Annotated in this window: 18 protein-coding genes; 16 read left to right on the top strand and 2 right to left on the bottom strand. The window is 65.4% G+C overall.

The genetic code is table 11. The features are described 5' to 3' along the window. The first annotated feature begins 165 nt into the window (after positions 1-165). Together KUV74_RS19065 and rapA are read left to right on the top strand one after the other, a co-directional pair. Positions 166-975 (top strand): TlpA family protein disulfide reductase, encoded by an 810-nt coding sequence (locus KUV74_RS19065; protein ID WP_108133442.1) that lies wholly within the window; start codon positions 166-168, stop codon positions 973-975. 343 nt (positions 976-1318) lie between these two features. Then, positions 1319-4258 (top strand): RNA polymerase-associated protein RapA, encoded by a 2940-nt coding sequence (gene rapA, locus KUV74_RS19070; protein ID WP_222517125.1) that lies wholly within the window; start codon positions 1319-1321, stop codon positions 4256-4258. Positions 4259-4419: 161 nt separating this feature from the next. Here the strand turns inward: rapA and KUV74_RS19075 are convergent, their stop codons facing one another. Next, positions 4420-5331 (bottom strand): TIGR01777 family oxidoreductase, encoded by a 912-nt coding sequence (locus KUV74_RS19075; protein WP_124805177.1) that lies wholly within the window; start codon positions 5329-5331, stop codon positions 4420-4422. Positions 5332-5706: 375 nt separating this feature from the next. On the opposite strand from KUV74_RS19075, the gene KUV74_RS19080 reads away from it, so the two are divergent. From KUV74_RS19080 to KUV74_RS19125, 10 genes are all read left to right on the top strand, one after another. After that, positions 5707-6735 carry an NAD(P)/FAD-dependent oxidoreductase gene (locus KUV74_RS19080; protein ID WP_108449194.1) on the top strand — a complete coding sequence of 343 codons (1029 nt, stop codon included), beginning with the start codon at positions 5707-5709 and terminating at the stop codon, positions 6733-6735. Between the two features lie 52 nt (positions 6736-6787). Further along, positions 6788-7174 (top strand): sirohydrochlorin chelatase, encoded by a 387-nt coding sequence (locus KUV74_RS19085; RefSeq protein WP_108449193.1) that lies wholly within the window; start codon positions 6788-6790, stop codon positions 7172-7174. Between the two features lie 315 nt (positions 7175-7489). Further along, positions 7490-8401 (top strand): MerR family transcriptional regulator, encoded by a 912-nt coding sequence (locus tag KUV74_RS19090; RefSeq protein ID WP_045990818.1) that lies wholly within the window; start codon positions 7490-7492, stop codon positions 8399-8401. 79 nt (positions 8402-8480) lie between these two features. Continuing rightward, a complete protein-coding gene (phrB, locus tag KUV74_RS19095) occupies positions 8481-9911 on the top strand; it encodes a deoxyribodipyrimidine photo-lyase (protein WP_222517126.1) in 1431 nt (476 codons plus the stop codon). Positions 9912-10049: 138 nt separating this feature from the next. After that, a complete protein-coding gene (locus KUV74_RS19100; protein WP_108133436.1) occupies positions 10050-10490 on the top strand; it encodes a nuclear transport factor 2 family protein in 441 nt (146 codons plus the stop codon). Positions 10491-10709: 219 nt separating this feature from the next. After that, complete coding sequence (locus KUV74_RS19105) at positions 10710-11522, top strand: SDR family NAD(P)-dependent oxidoreductase (RefSeq protein WP_222517127.1); 813 nt, start codon at positions 10710-10712, stop codon at positions 11520-11522. Then, positions 11519-12850 (top strand): NAD(P)/FAD-dependent oxidoreductase, encoded by a 1332-nt coding sequence (locus KUV74_RS19110; protein ID WP_222517128.1) that lies wholly within the window; start codon positions 11519-11521, stop codon positions 12848-12850. The genes KUV74_RS19105 and KUV74_RS19110 overlap by 4 nt, the downstream gene beginning before the upstream one ends. Then, positions 12847-13656 carry a DUF1365 domain-containing protein gene (locus KUV74_RS19115; RefSeq protein ID WP_222517129.1) on the top strand — a complete coding sequence of 270 codons (810 nt, stop codon included), beginning with the start codon at positions 12847-12849 and terminating at the stop codon, positions 13654-13656. Before KUV74_RS19110 ends, KUV74_RS19115 begins: the two co-directional genes overlap by 4 nt. After that, the gene (locus tag KUV74_RS19120; protein WP_045990824.1) at positions 13653-14921 is read left to right on the top strand and encodes an SAM-dependent methyltransferase; all 1269 of its coding nucleotides are present in this window, start codon (positions 13653-13655) and stop codon (positions 14919-14921) included. Before KUV74_RS19115 ends, KUV74_RS19120 begins: the two co-directional genes overlap by 4 nt. Before the next feature lie 11 nt (positions 14922-14932). Continuing rightward, on the top strand, positions 14933-15433 hold the full coding sequence (locus KUV74_RS19125; protein WP_045990825.1) for a DUF2878 family protein: 501 nt from the start codon (positions 14933-14935) through the stop codon (positions 15431-15433). Positions 15434-15452: 19 nt separating this feature from the next. Here the strand turns inward: KUV74_RS19125 and KUV74_RS19130 are convergent, their stop codons facing one another. Further along, positions 15453-17309 (bottom strand): putative bifunctional diguanylate cyclase/phosphodiesterase, encoded by a 1857-nt coding sequence (locus KUV74_RS19130; protein WP_045990826.1) that lies wholly within the window; start codon positions 17307-17309, stop codon positions 15453-15455. 222 nt (positions 17310-17531) lie between these two features. Between KUV74_RS19130 and fabA the strand changes: the two genes are divergently transcribed. The 4 genes from fabA to KUV74_RS19150 all read left to right on the top strand — a co-directional run bounded on the left by fabA (position 17532) and on the right by KUV74_RS19150 (position 20977). Then, positions 17532-18047 (top strand): 3-hydroxyacyl-[acyl-carrier-protein] dehydratase FabA, encoded by a 516-nt coding sequence (gene fabA / locus KUV74_RS19135; protein WP_045990827.1) that lies wholly within the window; start codon positions 17532-17534, stop codon positions 18045-18047. Between the two features lie 13 nt (positions 18048-18060). Beyond that, positions 18061-19278 (top strand): beta-ketoacyl-ACP synthase I, encoded by a 1218-nt coding sequence (gene fabB / locus KUV74_RS19140; RefSeq protein WP_045990828.1) that lies wholly within the window; start codon positions 18061-18063, stop codon positions 19276-19278. Between the two features lie 292 nt (positions 19279-19570). Continuing rightward, the gene (locus KUV74_RS19145; RefSeq protein ID WP_222517130.1) at positions 19571-20326 is read left to right on the top strand and encodes a M48 family metalloprotease; all 756 of its coding nucleotides are present in this window, start codon (positions 19571-19573) and stop codon (positions 20324-20326) included. 87 nt (positions 20327-20413) lie between these two features. After that, positions 20414-20977, top strand: a complete 564-nt coding sequence (locus KUV74_RS19150) for a PH domain-containing protein (RefSeq protein WP_222517131.1) — start codon at positions 20414-20416, stop codon at positions 20975-20977. Positions 20978-21018 lie beyond the last annotated feature (41 nt).

Genomic DNA, 21018 nt, shown 5'->3' on the forward strand with positions numbered 1-21018 from the left:
ATCCTGAATCAGAGAGATGGCTCGAAAACCGATGGCCCGGCAGGCGGCTCGAGATGACAGCGCGCATCGGGCGCAGTAGCCTTGCCGGATCGAGCCCACCAAGTGTACCTGCTCGCCTGCGCATTTTCGTGCTTTCGCGTTTCCCCAATGGAGTTCGCCCCATCCATGGATGCCATCGCCATCGGACCGGTGCTAGTGAGCCTGCCGCGTCTCTACGCCCTCGTCGTCACCCTGTTGCTGCTGGCCGCCAGCGCCTTCCTGCTGGGCCTGCCCCGCCGCCGCCACGGTCGCTGGTTCAACGGCCTGATGCTGGCTTGGCTGGTCGGCGCTCGGCTCGGGCACGTGCTGCCGCACTGGGCCGCCTATCAGGACAACTGGCTGGATATCATCAAGCTGTGGCTACCCGGCTACAGCGGGGTCTGGGGGCTGGTCGCCGCCGCCCTGTGGACCCTGTGGTCACTGCGTGATCGCCTCGGCGCCCTGCTCGGTGCCCTGGGTCTGACGCTGGTCGCCTCGCTTGCCTGGCTGGCGCTGGTCAGCTGGGCGCCGCTGTCGGCAAGTCCGGCGCCGCAACGCGTGCCAGAGCTGACCCTGGAAGACGTCGATGGCGCCCCCATCGAACTGGCCTCGCTGGCAGGCGGCCCCACCGGCAAGCCGCTGATCATCAATCTATGGGCCACCTGGTGCCCGCCTTGCCGGCGCGAGATGCCGTTGCTGGCCGACATCGACCAACGCGACGACGTCACCGTGGTCGTGGCCAATCAGGGCGAGCCGCTGGTTCAGGTCGCGCGCTACCTGGACGAGGCCGGCCTGGACTTTCGCTACCCCCTGCTCGACCCGCGCCAGCAACTGCTGGCCGCGAGTCAATCTCCCGGGCTACCCACGACACTGCTGTTCGACGCCGAAGGGAAGCTGCTCGAGCGCCATGTGGGGGAGCTGACCCTGCCTCTGCTGGACGACTGGCTGGCGCGCTGAAACTTTGCCAACCTGAGCACATACTGCAGGTGAACCGCACCCGCAGTCTCAGGGCCGAGGGGGACACCCCGCCTCGGCCCGCCCAACCTGTCTTTTCCTGCACTGACGTAGCCTGAATCCGCCACCTCACGGCCAAGCTCATCGCTGGCCCGGGCACGGCGGCAAGCGCGGGGGCGTTTCGGGAACGCCTCGATGCGAAGGTTTCAGCCGCCATGCGACATCTGATCACGGGCATGACGATGGCGCTTAAGCCAGACTGAAGATTGCTGTAAGATACCGCGCCCTGTCGGCGGCGGGCCTGGCCCGCGACCACGAACCGTAACGACGCATCTCCCGAGGCATCATGAGCGACTTCTCTCCCGGCCAGCGCTGGATCAGCGACGGCGAGGCCGAACTCGGCCTGGGCACTATCCTGAACTGCGACGCGCGCAGCGTCACCGTGCTCTTCGGCGCCAGCCAGGAAACCCGCACCTACAGTACCCGTCTTGCCCCGTTGACCCGAGTCGCCTTCGGCAGTGGTGATCGCATCCAGTCCGCCGAGGGCTGGCAGATGACGGTGGACGACACCAAGGAAATCGATGGCCTGATCGTCTATATCGGCGAAGACGACAAGGGCGAGCTGTGCGAACTGCCGGAGGCCCGGCTGGCCGACAGCATGCAGTTCGACCAGGCCCGGGATCGTCTGCTGACCGGCCAGGTCGATCGCAACGACTGGTTCGACCTGCGCTTTCGCACCCTGCATCACTACCATCGCATCGAGCAGAACCCGGCGCTGGGTCTGGCCGGCCCACGCATCGATCTGATCCCCCATCAGCTGTACATCGCCGACGAGGTCTCCTCGCGTCAGGCGCCTCGCGTGCTGCTGGCCGATGAAGTCGGCCTCGGCAAGACCATCGAAGCCGGACTGATCCTGCATCGCCTGCTGCTGACCGGACGCGTCGAGCGGGCGCTGATCCTGGTGCCGGCGAGCCTGACTCACCAGTGGCTGGTGGAATTGCTGCGACGCTTCTCGCTGTCGGTGACCCTGCTCGACGAACAGCAGAGCCAGGCCCATGGTGACACCAACCCCTTCGAGGCCGGCCAACTGGTGCTGGCAAGCCAGGACTGGCTGTTCGCCAACACCCACCGTCAGCAACAGGCCGAAGCCTGCGAGTGGGACCTGCTGATCGTCGACGAAGCCCACCACCTGGAGTGGAGCGAGGACGAGGTCGGCCCCGGCTACGCCTGCGTCGAGCGCCTGGCCGGCGCCACCGACGGCGTGCTGCTGCTGACCGCGACGCCGGAACAGATGGGGCTGGCCAGCCACTTTGCCAGGCTGCGCCTGCTCGATCGCGAGCGCTACTCGGACCTGGAGGCCTTCCGCGCCGAAGAGCAGGGCTATGTGGCGGTGGCCGAGGCCATCGACGCCCTGGGCGATGTCGACGGGCCGCTGGATGCCGGCGCCCGGGACACCATCGGCGCGGTCGCCGACGACGGCGACAGCCAGGCGCTGCTGGCGACCCTGTCCAACCCCGAATGCAGCCTGGAACAGCACCAGCAGGCCAGCGCCCAGCTGCGAGACCAGCTGCTCGACCGCCACGGCACCGGCCGCGTGATGTTCCGCAACAGCCGTCGCCACGTCGGCGGCTTCCCTGAACGTCGCCTGCACGTCGACAAGCTGGAGCTGCCGTCGTCCTATCGCCGAGTGCTGCGTCGCCTGGGGCGGGACGAGGACTACCTCGACGAGCTGCTGATCGAGACTGGCCTCGACCACCCCGAAGTGATGGTCTATCTGGACGGCATGTACAGCGCCCTGACCGAGGATCCGCTCAACGCCGAACCCTGGTGGCAGTTCGACCCCCGGGTAACCTGGCTGCTTGAACGGCTGACCGAGATGGGCGACGACAAGGTGCTGGTGATCGCCCACGATCGCGAGACCGCCCAGGGGCTGTCTGACGGCCTGCGCGTGCTCGGCGGGGTACAGGCACCGGTGTTCCACGAGGACCTGTCGCTGGTCGAGCGCGACCGCGCCGCCGCCGCCTTCGCCGATGACGAGGACGGCTGCCAGGTACTGGTGTGCTCCGAGATCGGCTCCGAAGGCCGCAACTTCCAGTTCTGTCGTCATCTGGTGATGTTCGACCTGCCGCTGCACCCGGATCAGCTCGAGCAGCGCATCGGCCGTCTCGACCGCATCGGCCAGCGCCACGCCATCGAGATCCATGTGCCGGTGTTCGAAGGCAGCCCCGGCGAGAAACTGCTGCGCTGGTATCAGGAGGGGATGGACGCCTTCAGTGCGCCGCACGGTATCGGCAATGACCTGTTCGACGCCTTCGGCGACGACCTGGCCGAGAGCCTGCTCGACGACGAGGCCCTGGAAGAAGTCATCGGCGAGACCCGCGCGCTGTTCGACGCCAAGCTGGCGGAACGCGACGCCGGTCGCAATCGCCTGCTGGAGCTCAACGCCTGCCGTCCCGAGCGGGTCGAGTCGGTCAAGCAGGGGATCGTCGAACTCGACGAGGACCGCGCCCTGCCACGCTACCTCGACCAGGCGCTGGACATCTTCGGCGTCGACAGTCGCGAACTTGGCAACGACCTGACCCTGCTGTCACCGGGCTCGCACATGCTCGACGGCCTGCCAGGGCTGGTGAAGGGTGAGGAAGGCTTCACCGTGACCACCTCGCGCTCCCGCGCGCTGGCCCGGGACGACGTCCAGCGGCTGTCCTGGGAACATCCGCTGCTGCGCGAGATGATGGGCCGCATCCTCGACGGCAACATGGGCAACACCGCCCTTGCCCTGCTCAAGCATCCGGCGATCCCTGCCGGCCGGCTGATGGCGGAGCTGGTGTTCCGCACCCATTGTCCGGCACCGAAGCGCCTGCACCTCAATCGCTTCCTGCCGCCCACCGCGGTGCGGGTGCTGCTCGACGAGTCCGGCGCCAACCTCACCGACAAGGTGTCTTTCACCGGTCTTTCGAAGAACCTCAAGAAGGTCAAGAAGGCGGTGGCGCGGGACCTGATCAAGAGTCGTCACGACCAGCTGCGCGACCTGCTCGACAGCGCCGAGGCCGAGGCCCAGCGTGAGCTGCCGACGATTGTCGAGGCCGCCCAGGTGCGCATGCGCCAGACGCTGGACAACGAGCTGACCCGACTCGAGGCCCTGGCACAGCGCAACCCGTCGGTACGCGAGGACGAGATCACCGCCCTGCGCGACGAGCGCCAGGCGCTGGACCAGGCCATCGAAGGCACCCGCCTGCGCCTGGACGCCGTGCGTGTAATCGTGACCATCGACGACGACAGCGCCTAAGGATCGTCTCGGATATGGCGGCCCCGCGCTGCGACCGACAGCGCGGGGCTCCTGCTGTTTGCGAGATGTGTCCGGTGCAAGGCCTTGGCGTAACGTGAGTCGCCTGGGGTATTGACCGGCAGTAGCGACCGCCGGTGTCGAACAGCGGAACTCGCGCCGTCTTAAAGAATGTCGTCCAGCGCCTTGTCCAGGGTCGGGTAGCGAAAGCTGAAGCCCTCTTCCTCGAAGCGCTGCGGCACCATGCGCGCGCCGGTCAGCAGTAGCCGCGACATCTCGCCGAAGGCGGTCTCCAGCACCATCGCCGGCACCGGAAAGGGCGTCGGGCGCTTCAGGTGACGCCCGATCGCTTCGGTGAACTCGCGGTTGGTGACGGGCTCCGGGGCACTGCCGTTGAAGGGCCCGCTCAGGTGCTCCTTCTCGATCAACCATAGGATCATTTCCACCAGATCCTCGCGATGGATCCAGGGCATGTACTGATCGCCCTTGCCGAGCCGCCCCCCCAGCCCCAGCTTGAACGGTGGCAGCAGCTTCTTGAGCATGCCGCCGCCTTCATCCAGCACCAGGCCGGTGCGCAGGATCGCCAGGCGCACGCCGAAGTCCTTCACTCCAGCGGCGGCCTGTTCCCAGCGCTTGCACAGGCGGTGGGCAAATTCATCATGGGGCGCTGTCTGCTCGGTTACCGGCGGCGCATCCTCGCCCCCGCCCTGATCGCCGTAGAAGCCCATGGCCGAACCACTGACCAGCACCCTGGGGGCCTTGGCGGTCTGCGACAGCTGTTCGCACAGCATCACCAGTTCCCTGGTGGCGTTGATGCGCGAATCGATAAGTCTTTCCTTCTGGGTGTCACTCCAGCGCTTGTCGGCGATGGGCTCGCCTGCCAGGTTGACCAGCACCCCGGGCGGCGCGTCGACGAAGTCCAGCGCGCTGACCCGTACATCCGCTCCCTCGGGAAGCACCTTCGCCGCCTGCGCCGGTGAGCGGGAGACCACCTGTACGCGGTGACCGGCGTCCACCAGGCGTCGACACAGACGCTGGCCCACAAAGCCACTGCCACCGGTGATCAGTACTCGCATAGCTTGTCCTCTCGCAATACACAACGATCCCTGGCCCCGACCACATACCGTCGGCCCTCTTTGACGGCAGCGACCACCGCAGCGTGCGACCAGCCTGATTCCAGCCTAGTCGGTTGTGCGCTGGCCGGTCTACGGCTTGTCTGAAAAGTGCCTGCGCTCGGTAATACGGCGTTAAAAATCGGCTGGTGCGCCAGCCCGGTCAAAATGCTCATTTACACCCCGTAAACTGCGCTTTCTCACCGATTTTTGCCTTGTCTAACCTTCGCTCGTCGACTTTTCGGACAGAGCCTAGGACTTCATTTGACTCAAGTTGTACATCACTTATACGCTACATCCAAGATACTGACACCACAGACTCGAGGAGGGCTTCCGTCGATGCTGCAGGTCGCCATCATTGGAGCGGGGTTCAGCGGCCTGGCTTGCGCCGGCCAGCTCCGCCGACACGGTCACCGTGCGGTGCTGTTCGACAAGGGCCGAGGACCCGGTGGGCGCGCCAGTTCTCGCCGGGAGGGAGACGAATCCCTCGACCTGGGTGCTCAATACTTCAGCGTGCGTGACGCTGCCTTCGCCGCCGAGGTCGACCGCTGGGAAGCCGCAGGGGTGGCCACGCCCTGGCCGCCCTCCAGCTATCGGGTCGACGCCTCGGGCGCCTGGCATGAGGAAGGCGACGATCAACATCGTTACTGCGGCACTCCACGCATGAGCGCCATCACCCGCCACCTGGCCGCCCCCCATGAGCTGTTTGCGGCGACTCGCGTCACCCGCTTGACCGATCGCCTGGACGGCTGGTGGCTAGAGGACCCGCAGGGCGACAGCTACGGCCCCTTCGACCGGGTGGTGGTGACCGCGCCGGCGGCCCAGGCCGAACCCCTGCTGCGCCCCCACGACGAGGCGCTGGCGAAGGCCTGTCGTGAGATCCGCATGCTGCCCTGCTGGAGTGCCTGGGTGCGCTTCGACACAGCGCTGACGCTCGAGGGCATCGACGCCGACTGGCCAGTGGTACGCTTTGACCAGGGGCCGCTGCGCCTGGCGGTTCGCCACAATCGCAAGCCCGGGCGCGAGCACCAGAGCGAGACGCTTTCGCTGCTGGCCCGGGACGAATGGAGTCAGCGCCATCTCGAGGACGACGCCGAGGACGTGGCCAGCAGGCTGACGGCAGCCCTGCAGAAGGCCCTCGCAACCCGGTTGCCGACAGGTTCCTCTCTGCCCCAGATCACGGCCAGCGGTGCCCATCGCTGGCGCTACGCCACCGCGGACCTTACGCTGGCGGCGCCCGATCACCGTCTCGGCGAGGATGGCCTGGCACTGGCCGGTGACGGTCTGCGCGGCGGACGTATCGAGGATGCCTGGCTGTCGGGCGTGCACGTCGCCGAGGCCCTGCATCGTACTGCCACCGACGCCTGAAGCGGGCGCCAGTCACAGGCTTACCCATTTTCAGGTCATCAGGAAACCGAACATGTCATACGCACTGGTACTACTTGCACACGGCTCCAGCGATCCCAACTGGCGGGCGCCCTTCGAGCACTTCCGCGACGCCCTGGCGCCACGCCTTGGCACGCCGATCCGGCTGTCCTACATGGAGCTGTGCGAGCCGTCGCTGGAGTCCACCGTGGCCGAACTGAGCGCAGCCGGTGCTACCCGCATCGAGGTGCTGCCGCTGTTCTTCGCCGCCGGTCGTCATCTGCGCAAGGATGTGCCTGCCCAGATCGACGCCCTGCGCAGCGAACACCCGGGGCTCGAGCTGACGCTGCTGGCGCCGGTAGGAGAACACCCCGTGTTCGTCGAGGCGCTGGCAAGCGCAGTGGCCGACCAGGTCGGCGAGACGCTGTCACCCGCCCCCTGATCAGCCCCCTAGGGCTTGTCTGAAAAGTGCCTACGCTCGGTAATACGGCGTTAAAAATCGGATCAACATGCTCATTTACACCCCGTAAACTGCGCTGTCTCACCGATTTTTGCCTTGTCTAACCTTCGCTCGCCGACTTTTCAGACTAAGCCTAGACGTTCAATCAGCGTGAGCGAAAAGCGGTAAAACTGTTGTACACTTTGTAGCGTCTGTACAGCTACGGAAACGTCGAGTCACCTACGCCATCGACAACTTCCAGGGACAGGGCGCAGCTTGCGCCTTCACAATCGCACCAGGACACGCATCGAGGCCCTCATGAGTCATACGGCGCCCCCCACCGAATCTCCTCTCTACCCCATCCGCGAAGTGTCGCGGCTCACCGGGGTCAATTCGGTGACCCTGCGTGCCTGGGAGAGGCGCTACGGACTGATCGAGCCGCGCCGCACGCCCAAGGGGCATCGCCTCTACGCTCGGGAAGACATCGAGCGGGTCGAGCGTATTCTGCAATGGCTCAACCGCGGAGTCCCGGTCAGTCAGGTCAAGGATCTGTTGACCCAGCCCGAGCCCGCCGAGACGGCACCGCCCGCCGCCGGCGACTGGACCTCGCAGCGCCGCCAGATGCTGGGCGCGGTGGATGCCCTCGACATGGATCATCTGGACGGCCTGTATCAGCAGTCCCTGGCCCTTTACCCGGTCGGCACCTGCATCAGTGAGCTATGGCAGCCGGTGGTCCAGGAGCTTGAGGAACGCTGGGAAGGGCAGCTTGGTGCGGCCTTGCAGCGACGCAGCCTGGAGAGCTTCCTGCGCACGCGCATCGGTATTCGCCTGTTTCACGCCAATCGCACCGCCCGTGGTTCCACCCTGCTGCTGGACACCCTGCCAGACGATGACGGTTCGCTATGGACCCTGATGCTGGCGCTCGCCGCCAGTGAACGCGGCTACCGCATCGCCCTGATGGATGCGCCGCTGCCGTTCACCGATCTGCCGCTGGCGCTGGAACGCCTGCGCCCCGGTGCGGTGGTGCTGTGCAGCGGCAAGGCCGAACGCTCCGACGTGGTCCGTCGACTGCTGCCTCGTCTGGCCGAACAGCTCGACACTCCGCTGGCGCTGTGCGGCCCGGTGGCACGCATCCGCGCCGCCGAACTGGCCGACAGCCAGATCGAGGTGCTCGGTGACGACATCCCCATGGCGCTGGACCGGCTGAGGCCGCTGATTCGCCAGCACTGAGCCACGACAAGACAGCCTGATCATCCCCGTCGCGGCGCGATGCCCCCTCTAACCACGACACGATTCGCGGGAGCTCCCCATGCCTGTCACTCTGGTCTGGTTTCGCAGCGATCTGCGTATTCACGACAATACTGCGCTTTACCACGCCGCCCGACGCGGCCCGGTCATCGGGGTCTTTCTGCACGCCGAGCAGCAGTGGCGCGAACACGGCCACGGCGACAACAAGCTCGACTTTCTGTGTCGTGGCGTCGAGGCCCTGGGCGAAGCCCTGGCCGAGCGCAATATCCCGTTGATCCAGCGTCAGGTGCCGCGCTTCGATGACGCTCCCCAGGCACTGATGGCGCTGGCCGAGGAGCTCGGCGCCGACGCCCTCTATTTCAATCGCGAGTACCCTCTCGATGAGGTCAAGCGCGACCAGGCGGTGCTGGCGCAGGCCGAGCACAGCGGCCTCGAGGCACGTGCCCTGCGCGACGCCGTGGCCTTCAGTCCCGGCGAGCTGCTCACCGGCAAGGGCGACTACTACGGCGTCTTCACCCCCTTCGCCAAGGCCTGGCACAAGGCCATCAGCGCCGAGCGACTCGAGGTGCTGGACCCACCGGAGCGCCAGGCGCCGCTGGAGCTGTCCTCCAGCGCCAGCCAGCGCCCCGACTATCCGGACAAGAACGTGGATGGTCGCCACTGGCCGGCCGGCGAGGAGGCCGCCAGTGACCGCCTGTCGCGCTTTCTGCGAGGTTTCCCTGACAGCCCGGCGAAGCGCTACAAGGAGCAGCGGGACTTCCCGGCCAGACGCGGCACCAGCGAGCTATCGCCCTATCTGGCGCTGGGCATGATCTCCTGGCGTCAGTGCATGCAGGCGGTGATGGCGATCAACGACGGTAGCTTGAGCGACGGCGACGCCGGCCTGACCGCCTGGGTCAGCGAACAGGTGTGGCGAGAGTTCTACCAGCACGTGGCCACAGGCTTCCCCAGGGTATGCCGCCATCGGGCCTTTCAACGCCACACCGAGGCCCTGGACTGGCGCGATGCCCCCGAGGATTTTGCCGCCTGGTGCGAAGGACGCACCGGCTATCCGCTGGTCGACGCCGCCATGCGCCAGCTGGTCGCTACCGGCTGGATGCACAATCGCCTGCGCATGGTGACCGCCATGTTCCTGTCCAAGCATCTGTTGATCGACTGGCGACGTGGAGAGCGATTCTTTCTCGAGCACCTGGTCGACGGTGAATTCGCCGCCAACAACGGCGGCTGGCAGTGGGCGGCGTCCACCGGTACCGACGCCGCGCCCTACTTCCGCATCTTCAACCCCACCACCCAATCCGAACGCTTCGATCCCGAAGGCGAATTCATCGCGCGCTGGGTGCCGGAGCTTGCGTCACTGGCGCCGAAGAAGCGACATGCCCCGACCCGGGATCTGCTCACCGACCTCGACTACCCCGCCCCCATCGTCGACCACCGCGCCGCCCGCGAGCGCGCACTCGACGCCTTCAAGAGCCTGTCGAAGGACGCGGGATAAGGACACTGTCTGGCTTGGCCTGGCGTGAGATAGCCCGGCACAAGCCAGCGTCATCCTGTGGTCCCTTTGCTGATCCGCCCCAGCCCGATCCACCTCAGTCCGATCTGCCGACGACAACAACACCGACAAGGAGCCCCCATGATCCAGGACCCTGTGCTGGCGACCTTCTGCGACACCTTCAACAAACTAGACAATACCTGTACAGAAAAGCTATACAGTATATATTCTAGCGACATCGTCTTTATCGACCCCTTGCATCGGGTGGAAGGCATAGAGGCACTGAAGCGCGACTTCGACGCCCTGTACGCCAACGTGATCGACTGCCGCTTCCGCTTTCACCATGGCCTGCGGGACGGCGACCGGGGCTTCGTGTGCTGGACCATGGCGCTGCGCCACCGGCGCCTTTGCAAAGGCCGCCAGATCGACGTGGAAGGCTGCTCGGTATTGCGCTTCGCCTCACCGGACGGCGGCAAGGTGGTCCACCACCAGGACCACTTCGACGCCGGTGCGCTGCTCTACGAGCGCCTGCCGTTGCTCGGCGCGGTGATACGCAGCATCAAGCGACACGCCGCCGGTTGAGGCTGGCAGCGCCGGTCGATGCCCGCGCCTTCGGTAAATATACGCACCGTCGGCTGAAACCATGGACGGCACCGAAACGTAGCTGACAGCAGGCCCAGAATTCTGATCCGACCTTGTACAACAAGAGTGAGTCTCGACAAGCGTGAATCGCAGCGAGCGTGAATCGAGCCCACAGCAAGCTCAGACAGCAAGGCCGCACCGCAAAAGGAGCGACAGTAGATGGCACGCGACCCCAACCCTCAGCGCATCTGGCTGACCGGCGCCACCTCCGGCATCGGCGAGGCACTGGCACGACGCCTGCTCGACGATGGCCATCGCGTCGCCCTGACCTCGCGCGGCAAGGCTGGCCTGGAACGACTGGCCAAGGATCACGAGAATGCCATGCCGGTCCCCGCCGACATCACCGACCGCGCGTCGATGCAGGAGGCCGCCGCACGCATCGACGAGGCCTTCGACGGCCTCGACATGGTGATCTTCAACGCCGGGACCTGCGTCTACCTCGACGGCGGCCGCGTCGACACCACTCTGGTTCGCGACAACTTCGAACCCAACTTCTTCGGCACCATCCATGGCATCGAGGTGGCTCTGCCGCTGTTGCACAAGGCCCGATGCCAGGGTGCCCGCCCGCAGATCGTGGCGACGTCCAGTGCCTCGGCCTATCTGGCGCTTCCGCGTGCCGAAGCCTACGGCGCGTCCAAGGCGGCACTGAGCTACTTTCTCGAGTCGCTGCGACTCGACCTGGCCCATCAAGGCATCGACGTCAGCGTCATCCACCCCGGCTTCGTCAAGACGCCGTTGACCGAACGCAACGACTTCCCCATGCCCATGGCGGTCACGCCGGAACAGGCGGCCAAGGCGATCTTCGAAGGACTGTCGGCACGCCGACGGGACATCCACTTCCCGCGGCGCTTCACCTACCTGGTCAAGTTCATGGGCATCCTGCCCCTGCGGCTGAGGATCGCCCTGGGCAAGCGCCTGGTCAGGCGCGAAGACGATGACGCTTCCACCCCCCACAAGGAACGCAACCAATGACTCGCCTTCAACCGCCGTTCGAGGCCCAGCGCATCGCGGTGATCGGTGGGGGTATCAGCGGCCTGGCCGCCGCCCGCTACTTGAGCGCGCGTCACCAAGTGACGCTGTTCGAGGCCGCCGACCGGCTGGGGGGACACACCGCTACCGTGGATGTCAGCCTGGACGGACGTGACTACGCCATCGACACCGGCTTCATCGTCTTCAACGACCGCACCTATCCGCACTTCCAGCGCCTGCTGGCACACCTCGGGGTGAACGCTCAGGCCACCGAGATGAGCTTCTCGGTGCATCGCACCGACCGCGACTTCGAGTACAACGGCCACACCCTGACCTCGCTGTTTGCCCAGCGTCGCAACCTGCTGCGCCCTGCGTTCTACCGCCTGCTGGGCGAGATCCTGCGCTTCAACCGACTGGCCATCGCCGATCTGGCGCGACCGGGCCAGGATACGTCCAGCGATGCCCTGCTGATGCCCCTTGGCGACTATCTCGATGGCCATGGCTTCAGCGACGACTTTCAGCGCCACTACCTGCTGCCCATGGGGGGCGCCATCTGGTCGGCCAGCCTGGCCGATATCCGCGCCTTTCCCACACGTTTTTTCCTGCGCTTCTTCCACCACCATGGGCTGCTGTCGGTCAACGACAGGCCACAGTGGTACACCGTGGAAGGGGGATCGCGCGGCTATATCGATGCCATGGTGGCGCCCTACGCCGACGCCATCCGCCTGGCGACGCCGGTGCGCGGTATTCGTCGGGAACACGACGGCGTGGTGCTGCGCACCGATGCCGGCGAGGAACGCTTCGACCAACTGGTGCTGGCCTGCCACGCCGACCAGGCGCTCGGGCTGCTCGATGACCCCAGCTACGCCGAACGCGAGGTGCTGTCGGCGTTGCCCTACGCCGACAACGAGGTGGTACTGCACACCGATACTCGCCTGCTGCCGCGCCGTCGGCGCGCCTGGGCCAGCTGGAACTATCGCCTCGACAGCCGCAGCGACGCTGACCGGGTCTCGGTCACCTACGACATGAATATCCTCCAGCGCCTGAGCGCGCCGCACACCTTCTGCGTGACCCTGAACGACGCCGACAGCATCGACCCGGCCAAGGTGCTCGGGCGCTTTCGCTACGCCCATCCCCAGTTCACGGCCCAGGGTAGCCTGGCCCAGGCGCGTCATGCCGAGATCTCCTCTGCGGCGCTGCGTACTCACTTCTGTGGCGCCTACTGGCGCAACGGCTTTCACGAGGATGGCGTATGGAGCGCGCTGCGGGTGGCAAAGGCGCTGGGCTGCGAGGAAAGCGACCATGAGCGGCTGGAGGCGGTGGCACCATGATCGCCAAGCCGCGTTCGCGGATCTACCGCGGCACCCTGCGCCATCGGCGCTTTCTGCCGCGACCCCACGAGTTTGCCTATCGCGTATGGATGGCCTGGCTCGACCTGGAGGAGCTGCCCGAACTGTTCGACCGGGTGCCCGGCTTCAGTGCCCGCAGGCCGGCGCTGGCCCGCTTCAGGCGCGAGGATTACCTGCCGGCACGGGGCAGCGAGATAACCCTGGCCGACGCCGCCCGGGCCGAGGTCCGCGAGCGCCTGGGCGAGGCGCCCCAGGGCCGCGTCTGCCTGCTGACCCAACTTGGCTCTCCTTGGGTGTCGTTCAATCCCATCTCGCTCTACTACCTCTACCACGAACCCGACGCCGAGGGACGCGAGCGTCTGGGCGCGATACTCGGTGAAGTCACCAATACCCCCTGGCGCGAGCGCACCCGTTACGCTGCCGCGGTAGACCCCGAGCGTCACAGCCACCGCGCTGAGTTCGACAAGGACCTGCACGTATCGCCCTTTCTGCCCATGGGCATGACCTACCACTGGCGCTTCAACAGCCCAGGGCGTGAGCTCGCCATGCATATGGAGACCTGGCGGGATGGCCAGCGCCACTTCGATGCCACCCTGACCCTGGCAGGCCGGCCGGCTACCCGACCGGCGCTGCTCGCCGGCCTTGCGCGGCAACCCTGGATGGCCACCAAGACCCTGGCGGCCATCCACTGGGAGGCAATCAAGCTGTGGCTCAAGGGCGTCCCGCTGCACGATCACCCACCGCCGGCCGAAGGCCTCTCATCCAGATCCGAGGAGACTCCGTCTTGACCACACTCAGGAGCGAACAAGGCGTCACCATCAGCCGACGCGGCGACAGGCTCAGCCACTGGCTCAAGCCTCGGGTGCTGGCGCAATTGGGCCAACTGCGCCACGGCAGCATCACCCTTGTCGACGGCCATGAGCGCCATCAGCTTGGGGAACAGGGGGAACTGAGCGTAACCCTGGTGGTACGCCGCAGTCGGGTGTGGAAGCGCATGGCGCTGGGCGGCACCCTGGGGGCGGCAGAAGCCTACATGGACGGTGACTGGGACGTGGACGATCTGGTCGGACTGGTGCGTCTGTTTGCGCGCAACATCGACCGGGTCAATGACGATGTGGAAGGCGGCCTGGCCGGCCTGGGACGCGCCCTGCTGTCCACGCTGCTGCGTCTGCAGCGCAATACCCGCAAGGGCTCCCGGCGCCATATTGCGGCCCACTACGACATCGGCAATGACCTGTTCGCGACCTTTCTGGACCGTGAACACTGGATGTACTCCAGTGCCATCTTCCCCTCCCCGGAGGCTACCCTCGAGCAGGCCTCGACGCACAAGCTCGATGTCATGCTCGACAAGCTGGACGTCAGGCCTCACCACCACCTGCTGGAGATCGGCACCGGCTGGGGCGGGCTCGCGATCCATGCCGCCCGTACCCGCGGCTGCCGGGTGACCACCACCACCATCTCCCGCGAGCAATACGAGCATACCGCTCGCCGCCTGGCCGAGGAGGGACTCGAGGACCAGGTCACCCTGCTCAACAAGGACTACCGCGAACTGAGCGGGCGCTACGACCGGCTGATTTCGGTGGAGATGGTGGAGGCGGTCGGCGCCGACTACCTGCCGCGCTACCTCAAGACCCTGGACCAGTTGCTGGCGCCCCAGGGGCTGGCGTTGCTGCAGGCCATCACCGTACGTGATCAGCGCTATGAAGCCGCGCGCAGAGAGATGGACTTCATCAAGCGCTACATCTTTCCCGGTGGTTTTCTGCCATCGCCCACGGTACTGCTGCAGAACCTGACGAAACACACCTCGATGAACCTTGTCGATCTGGATGATATCGGCCCGCACTACGCCCGTACCCTGCGTGAGTGGCGCCAGCGTTTCGAGGCGAGCCTCGATCAGGTCGGCAAGCTGGGCTACGACGAGCGTTTTGTGCGGATGTGGCGCTACTATCTGTGCTACTGCGAGGCGGGTTTCGCGGAGCGCACCATCAGCACCTGCCACCTGTTGCTGGCCAAGCCCGATGCGCGGCCGCGAACTCGGCTCGGCAAGCCGTGATCAGGGGACCGATGCCCCCCCGCTGGCAGGCCTCGCTGCTCAATGTGGCGGGCTTCCAGCTGGGCTGGTTCGGCTGTGTGCTGATGGGCGCCTGGGCCGGCGGAGCCATTGCCCTGGCGGTGATCGTGGCTCACCTGCGCTGGCTGGCCAAGCCCGGAGAATGGCGCTGGTTGCTGGGGTTTCTGCTGGCTGGGGTCGTGATCGATGGCTCACTGGCGGCGTTGGGCGGCTATCGCTTCGACCCGCAGAACCCGAGCCTCGGTCCGCTGGCGTTGTGGCTACTGTGGCTGTGGCCGCTGTTCGCCACCCTGATTCATCACTCGCTGGAGTGGCTATGGGCGCGCCCCTGGCTCGCCGCCCTCGGCGGCCTGATCGGCGGCCCCTCGTCCTATCTGGGCGGCGCGGCACTGGCGGGCGTCGAGCTGGCCGACTGGCTGCTGCCGACCCAGGCGCTGATCTGGGCCTCGCTGTGCCTGGTCATCGGCATCGGCCTGCGTCGACGCTCAGGCTGAACAAGGGCGGAAGGCGCCATCAGGCCACCGCCTGACGGGTATTGGCCTCTTGACGGGTAGCGCTTTCCCGCCACAGGGCTTCGAGCTCGTGGGCCGGCATCGGCCGGGCGTAGAAGTACCCCTGCACCTCATCACAACCGGCCTGGCGCAAGTAGTCGCGCTGTTCTGCGGTTTCGACGCCCTCGGCCAGTATCTCCAGTGACAACCCTCGGGCCATCGCCGTGACCGCGTTGACGATGGCCGCATCGGCACTGTCACCCGGCAGCGCCTTGATGAAGGCACGATCCAGCTTGAGCTTGTCCAGCGGCAACTCCTTGAGATAGCCCAGCGACGAATAGCCGGTACCGAAGTCGTCGAGGGCGATGCGATGGCCCAGGTCACGCAATCGCTCCAGGCGCGGCACGATATCGCCGCCACGATCGTCCAGCAGCACCGACTCGGTCAGCTCGAGCCCCAGCCACTGGGACGCCACGTCATGGCGCGCGCGGCCGGTGGCCAGGGTCTTCTCCAGGTCGCCCTGGAACAGCTGCATCGCCGAGATGTTGATCCACACCGGCAGCGGCGATAGCCCCCGCGAGCGCCAGTGGGCGAGCTGGGTCAAGGCCTGATGAATCACCCAGTCACCCAGCGGCGCCATCAGTCCATGACGCTCCGCCAGGGGGATGAACTCCGCCGGGGAGATCATCCCGTCGCGGGGATGACGCCAGCGCAGCAAGGCCTCCATGCCGATCATGGCGTCATCGGCGAGGCGATGCTGTGGCTGGTAGTGAAGCTCAAGCTGTCCTCCCTGGGCCAGCGCTTCCCGCAGGTCATTGAGCAGCGTCAGATTGGGACCGTCACCGACGTCCAGGGCAGGCCGAAAGCGCTGGCAGCAATTACCGCCATGGCGGCGGGCGGACGCCAGCGCCGCCTCCATGCGCTGAAACAGCACGCCATCATCGTTGCCGTCTTCCGGGGCACGACAGCTGCCGATGGTAATGCCGAGCCTCAAGGTGCTGCCGTCGATCTCGAACGGCTCCCCCAGATGGCTCCTCAAGCCCTCGACCCAGCGCTCGTGATCGTCGTAGGTAGTGGTACGCAGGACCATGAATTCGTCCCCGCCCAGCCGCCCGACCACACCGCCGGCCACATGCCCGGCCAGGCGCTTGCCGAAACGTGCCAGCAATCGATCACCGGCGCTGACACCGAGGCCGTCGTTGATCTCCTTGAAACCATCGATATCGATCAGCGCCAGATCCAGGCACTCACCGGCACGCAGATGACGCAGACGCGAGGCCAGCAATTCATGAAGACGGAAACGGTTGGGCAGGCCGGTCAGCGGGTCTTCCCGACCGATCCGCCTGAGGTCCTGCTCCCGGGCCTTGCGCAGCGAGATATCGGTAAAGGTGGCGATATGGTGCTCGGCGCGGCCATGGGGGTCGGTGATCACCTGGACCTCCAGCCACATGGGGTACTCGCTGCCATCCTTGCGTCGCTGCCACAGCTCGCCTTCCCAGCGACCGGCGCTGATCAGCGCCTGCCAGAAGCGCTCGAAGAAGGCACTGTCATGGCGCGCCGCCGCCAGGTTGCTGGCGCTGAGGCCGGCCACCTCGGACAGCTCGAACCCCGAGAGCTCGGTAAACGCCGGGTTGACCGCCTGGATACGGTGCTGGTCGTCGGTGATCATCACCGCCTCCCCCGACTGTCGCATCACCTGCTCGGTCAACCGCGAGCGACGCTGCTCGAGCTTCACCTGACGCCAGCCGTCCCACATGGCCACCGCCATCAGCAACAGCGCACCGAGCCTGAGCGAGACGCTCGGCAGCCACAGGACGGCTGACATCGCCGAGAGCCCGAGCCAGATCAGCGGGCGATTGAAAGATAACCGAGGCCACATGGTCGAATTGGACTCCCGCGATAGAGAACGCGAAAAAAGTGTGCTGTCGTTATCGGCGCTTTCCCCCGAATCTGTAGTGTTAAAGCAGACTTTCTGTCTACCACGACCATGATCGAAGGCCCACGGGGTGCATTCAGCCCCCACGAACAGTAGACTAGGCAGGCCGCATGGCGGCAGATTGCCGTGCGCGGCGTACATCACTTCGACTCTCGGAACGCTCCAGTGACCAAGCAACACTCTTTTGATCGCGATGAACTGCTGGCTTGCAGCCGCGGTGAGCTGTTCGGCCCGGGCAATGCCCAGCTGCCGGCCCCCAATATGCTGATGCTCGACCGCATCACGCGCATTTACGAAGAGGGTGGCGAGTACGGAAAGGGCGAACTGATCGCCGAGCTCGATATCCGCCCTGACCTGTGGTTCTTCGATTGCCACTTTCCGGGCGACCCCGTCATGCCCGGCTGCCTCGGCCTCGATGCCATGTGGCAGCTGGTGGGCTTCTACCTCGGTTGGCTCGGTCACCCCGGACGCGGCCGGGCGCTGGGCTGCGGCGAGGTCAAGTTCAGCGGGCAGATCATGCCTGACGCCCAGAAGGTCACCTACCGCATCAATATCAAGCGCGTCATCACCCGCCGCCTGATTCTGGGCATGGCGGACGGCACCGTTTCCGTCGATGGCCGCGATATCTATCAGGCCAACGACCTGCGTGTCGGCCTGTTCACCTCCACCGCGAATTTCTGATCAGGAGGCTCCCATGCGACGAGTGGTAGTCACCGGTCTGGGCATCGTGTCGTGCCTGGGCAATGACCGGCAACAGGTACTCGAGGCACTCAAGAACGGCCAGTCCGGCATTCGTTTCAAGGAAGAATACGCCGAGCGTGGCTTCCGTAGCCACGTCGCCGGCGTGGTCGACATCGACCTGGACGAACTGGTGGACCGCAAGCTGCGCCGCTTCATGGGTGACGCTGCGGCCTACGCCTATGTCTCCATGGCCCAGGCCATCGAGGATTCCGGCCTCACGCCCGAGCAGGTGTCCAACGAACGTACCGGCTTGATCGCCGGGTCCGGCGGCGCCTCCAGCGCCAACCAGGTGGAGGCCGCCGACGTGATGCGCGAGAAGGGTCTGCGCCGTGTGGGCCCCTACCGGGTCACCCGCACCATGGGCAGCACCGTCTCGGCCTGTCTGGCGACCCCGTTCAAGATCAAGGGCGTGAACTACTCCATCTCCTCTGCCTGCGCCACCTCTGCCCACTGTATCGGTTCCGCCATGGAACAGATCCAGCTCGGCAAGCAGGACGTGGTATTCGCCGGCGGCGGCGAGGAGGAGCACTGGACGCTGTCGTGTCTGTTCGACGCCATGGGTGCGCTGTCGACCAGCTACAACGACGACCCGCAGACCGCCTCTCGCCCCTACGACAAGAGCCGCGACGGCTTCGTCATCGCCGGCGGCGGCGGCATGCTGGTGCTTGAAGAGCTCGAGCACGCCAAGGCTCGCGGCGCCAAGATCTACGCCGAGGTGGTCGGCTACGGCGCAACCTCCGACGGCAAGGACATGGTCGCGCCGTCAGGTGAAGGCGCCATTCGCTGCATGCGCCAGGCCATGGCCAGCGTCGACGGCGACATCGACTACATCAACACCCACGGCACCTCCACGCCGGTGGGCGATGTGGCCGAACTCAAGGCGGTGCGCGAGGTCTTCGGCGACAGCACCCCGGCGATGAGTTCCACCAAGTCTCTGACCGGGCATTCGCTGGGCGCCACCGGCGTGCAGGAAGCGATCTACTCGCTGCTGATGATGGAGAACGACTTCATCGCCGCCTCGGCCAACGTCAGCGACCTGGACGACGAGGCCCAGGGCTTCGATATCGTCACCAGCCGCCGTGATGGCGTGAAGCTGGATCGCGTACTGTCCAACAGCTTCGGCTTCGGCGGTACCAATGCCTGTCTGGTGCTGCAGCGCTTCAACGACTGATCAAGCCCGGCCAGGTAGTAACACGACGGCGCCCCTCGGGGCGCCGTCGTTGTTTGTGGATAGCGCTATTCCCACTGCCAGGGAGAGCAAGACGATATTGCTGACAAAGTGTTGTCTGAAAAACACGAAAAATGGGTAGGTTTGTTGCGCTGCAATAGCGCGTGCTACAACTCCGAACACGGTCAGCTTGCGCTCCAGAAACTCCCGTCGCGATCCTGCGCGCGCAACCGCCGATCAGGACCCTGTCCTGCAGGAACCATCCCGACTCCCTCTTTCATCAAGGATGATGAGCATGAACCTACGCCTTACGCTTTCTGTCGCCGTGCTTGGCTGCACCACCCTGCTGACCGGCTGCGAGAACATGTCCACCGACAGCATGATCAACACCGGGCTCGCCGGCTTCAACGCCGCCACCATCAGCGACGCCGAGGTCAAGGCCATGTCTGACCAGAGCTGCCAGCAGATGGACAGCCAATCCGTCCTGGCGTCGCCCGACTCTGAGTATGCACAGCGCCTAAAAAGCATTGCCGACCACCTGGGTCACCAGATCGAAGGCACCCCGGTCAACTACAAGGTCTACATGACCGACGACATCAACGCCTGGGCCATGGCCAACGGCTGCGTGCGTGTCTACAGCGGGCTGATGGACATGATGAACGACAACGAGATCGAGGGCGTACTGGGCCACGAACTCGGCCACGTGGCCCTGGGGCATAGCCGCAAGCGCATGCAGACGGCCTACGCCACCGCGATCGCCCGGGATGCCATGGCGGCATCTGGCAACAGCGCGATGGCGACCCTGTCGGACTCCCAACTGGGTGACCTGAGCGAGCAGTTCATCAACGCCCAGTTCTCCCAGAGTCAGGAAAGCGACGCCGACAACTTCTCTTTCGACCTGCTGACCGAGCGGGGCATCCCGCGCGAGGGGCTGATGACCGGCTTCCAGAAGTTCGCCGATCTCGACGGCGGCGAAAGCAGCCTGATGTCGTCACACCCGGGCTCCATGGAACGCGCCGACAATATTCGCGAGCGCCTGGCCAACGGCTAGGACTGACGATAGGTGGCAGCTTCAGCCCTTTCATGCTCGGAGCTGCCACACTCGCTTTGCCCGCACCAACGACAAAAGGAGAAGACCATGAGCGGCAGCACCTCGAATGAAAGCGTTATCGCAACGCTGAAGCCTTCGATTCTGGCGGGAGTGGGTTCACTGATAGTTGGATTGTTGCTCGCATCAATCGGAACATACTATTTAGTACATGTTGCCGTTTATCTTTATGGGTTTCTCATCAGCCTGCACATTCCAGACAGTTCAATCATCTTGAACCGATCCTGCGCCATCATCACTGTTTGGGTGTTCTGTCTTATTATTCCCATCTGCAAGATCATTGGCTTGGCCACCACCAAGTTTGATATCACACCGCGCCGAGTCTACTACTATCACGGCGTCTTGAATCGCCGCGTGGATCAGTTGGAGATCGCACGCATCCGCGACCTGTCGACATCAGAGCCTTTGCTGCTCAGGCTCTTTGGCTTGGGTAACCTGATACTGCTGACGGCAGACCGGCCCCATCCGCGCCAACTTATTCCCGGCATCAGGGACGTTCACGGCATGCGAGAGCGTGTACACGACCTGAGTGTTGCCGAAAGGCAGCGGACAGGCTATCAGGAGATGGAAAACACCACCGAAGCGACGGCTTGACCGCCTTTGCTCTCGGCGATCGGCGATGATGCCGAGCGCCC

Source organism: Halomonas sp. DP1Y21-3, from assembly GCF_019801245.1.
GTDB classification, from domain to species: Bacteria; Pseudomonadota; Gammaproteobacteria; order Pseudomonadales; family Halomonadaceae; genus Halomonas; species Halomonas litopenaei.